The sequence below is a fragment of the Acinetobacter uliginosus genome, from assembly GCF_044130295.1.
In the GTDB taxonomy this organism is placed as follows: Bacteria; Pseudomonadota; Gammaproteobacteria; order Pseudomonadales; family Moraxellaceae; genus Acinetobacter.
Map to the genome: position 1 here is coordinate 1 of NZ_JBIQOC010000160.1, position 2,795 is coordinate 2,795.

At 40.6% G+C, this 2,795-nt stretch carries 2 protein-coding genes; one reads left to right on the forward strand and one right to left on the reverse strand.

Annotated features, from left to right (window positions below):
• Window positions 1-164 precede the first annotated feature (164 nt).
• A complete protein-coding gene (locus ACE01T_RS17305) occupies window positions 165-1,439 on the forward strand; it encodes a sensor histidine kinase (RefSeq protein WP_395519764.1) in 1,275 nt (424 codons plus the stop codon).
• 69 nt (window positions 1,440-1,508) lie between these two features.
• On the opposite strand, the gene ACE01T_RS17310 is transcribed toward ACE01T_RS17305, so the two are convergent.
• The coding region (locus tag ACE01T_RS17310; RefSeq protein WP_395519765.1) for an RNA-guided endonuclease InsQ/TnpB family protein at window positions 1,509-2,795 on the reverse strand (1,287 nt) is incomplete at its 5' end.

Sequence of the window (2,795 nt, forward strand, 5' to 3'; positions counted from 1 at the left end):
CACGCTGTTCTAAGCTGAGTGGGACGGTAACAATCCGTGGCATGTGCAAACATCGTTTAACCAAAAATGTCTTTTCGCATGTTTAGTTGTTTTTGTCAACTTAAGATGAAACATGATAATTATTTCTTTAAAACAACAAATAATAGTGATTGGATGAATCAAATATGAAAATGCAGTTGCTTGAAATAGGCTCGGAAACTGAGCAGCTTAGTGCATGTAAAATCTCACTATTGTTAGGCGTTTTTACAGCAACGAATCAGCTTGAGCGTTTTTTAAGGTTTTCCCGCAACATGCTTGGTGCTGAACAGGCGGTACTGGCTTTTCATCATGAGCCTTATATCTGGTATTCCTCCAAGCATGGTTTTAAGGCCTTTTGCTCGCCTGATGAAACCGGTTTAAGCCATTATTTTGAAGGGCGTAATTTCATTGATCATCAGCATAGCCAATATCCGAATCTGGTGCAGCATATGAGTCAATTCGGCGTAGAGGCCAAGCGTTATCTGGCTTTTGATTTGCGTTTAAGTAACGGTACTTCAATTGGTCAGGCGCTTTTTTTTGATCAGCAGAAAAAACCGTTTCATCCTGAAAGTATTACCAATGTCAGTGACTTGACCAACAGTCTGATCCATATGATTGAACTGAAGGCAGATCATGCTGAACTGAAGGAAATGTATGAGCAGCAAGCGGCGCTCAATTTCAGTAAAACCAAGTTTTTCCAGATTATTGCCCATGACCTGAGAGCCCCATTTCATGGTTTGCTCGGCTTTTCAGAAGTGCTGGCGCAAGAGCGTGAAACACTGGATGAATCCAGCATACAGAATATTGCTGAATATTTGTATGATACGGCACAATCGACTTATAACCTGCTGGAAAGCCTGCTGAACTGGGCAATGGCTGAAGGCGGACGTTTCATTTATCATCCCATTAATTTTGAATTAAAACAGTCAAGCAAGATTGTTTGTGACGTATTACATAGTTTGGCGGTAAAGAAAAATATTCAGTTAATTGACCAGATTGAGGAAGGCATCAAGGTCTATGCCGATATCAACATGATTACTTCAGTGATACAGAACCTAGTTTCGAATGCTTTGAAATTCACCCCGACCGATGGTACGGGGAGCGTCATCATTCATGCAAATGAGTCCGAAACAGGGGTGCATATTTATGTACGGGATACCGGTCTGGGGATGAGTCGGGCGCAAATGGATCAGCTGTTCCAGCAGTCGGTTACGGTCAGTATTAAAGGGACTGCAGGAGAAAAAGGTACCGGTCTGGGCCTGGTCTTGTGTAAGCGTTTTATTGATTTGAACCATGGGCAAATTTTTGTAGATTCTACAGAAGGTGAAGGCACGACATTTAACGTGATTTTACCGGCAGCTACCAGTGCCCATCAGGCTTTAGCCCAGGAACAGCCTAAAATTGAAAAAGTAAAAGTTTGACATACTCCCTCCACTTTCGACTAGCTCCTTGCGAAACTCGTTTCTCAGGGATTCTAAAAGCAAAAGCTCTTAGGTGACTTCCTCACGGATTTCACTTGCTTTCTGCTTCACAGGGCGACCTTTACCGCATCCACCCTCCACAGACAAAACGGTATGTCCTACCGCCAAAATGTTACGAGAAGCATTAATATCCGCATTCTCGCTAAAGCCACACTCGACACAATTAAAGTTTGCCTGAGTGAGCCTGTTTTCTTTTGCAACGTGACCGCATGAGCTACAAGTCTGACTTGTATATCTAGGATCAACTTTAACGAGTAAACCACCTCGCCATTGTTGCTTGTAATCCAACATATCGACAAGCATCGACCAACCTTGATCCAGGATTGACTTGTTCAAGCCTGACTTAACTTTTACATTCGTTCCTTTGTTCTTGATTGTACCTTTTGCTGACTTCGACATATTGGCTACTTTTAAGTCCTCAACGACGATCATTGCGTGGTTTTTGCTGAGCGTTGTCGTGACTTTATGCAAGTAGTCATGCCGAATATTGGCAATATGATGGTGTAATTTATTGATCTTTAAGTTTAGTTTTTTCCAATTTTGACTAAACTTGGTTTTCTTTCTCAACTTGCGTTGAAGCCTAGCCAACCTTACTTGATTGGCTTTAAAACTATTGATCGGGTCGAATACCTGACCACTAGACGTTGTAATTAACTTTTTAACGCCTAAATCAATGCCAATCGCTGATTTTGATGGATGGATTGGTGCTTCTATTGTACTTTCAACACCAAAAGATATGTACCACTTACCAACATGCTTTGAGATTGTGACATTTTTGATTGTGCCAAGAATATCTTGTGATTTTCTGAATTTCACAACACCAATATCATTGGGTAACTTAACTTGATTACCTTTGACCCAACAATATCTATCAAATTGAACAATACGAATTGAATCATAACCATCAGATTTCTTTTTGAATCGCGGCATAAGTGGTCTAAGTTGAAGCTCAGTACCATCGGTCAACTTAAAGAATCTTGGTTTTTTGGCTTTAAATGGTTTTTGCTTTAATTTGGCTTGTTCTTTTTGGTTGAAAAACCTAGCCCAAGCATCACCAAGATCACGAACTTTTTGTTGAAGTGAAACGCCATTTGAGCTGTGTTCTAAAAAAGCATATTCAGGTTTTTTTCTGAGATCGGGTATTTTCTTAACCAAGTTATCCTTGGTGATGCGTTCATTCTTGGCAAGCATTTCAAATGAAATGGCTAAAACCTGATTCCAAACAAAACGTGCAGAGCCAAGCAACTTGTTTAAAACAAGCTCCTGTTCCACATTAGGCTCAAGCCTAAATTTGTA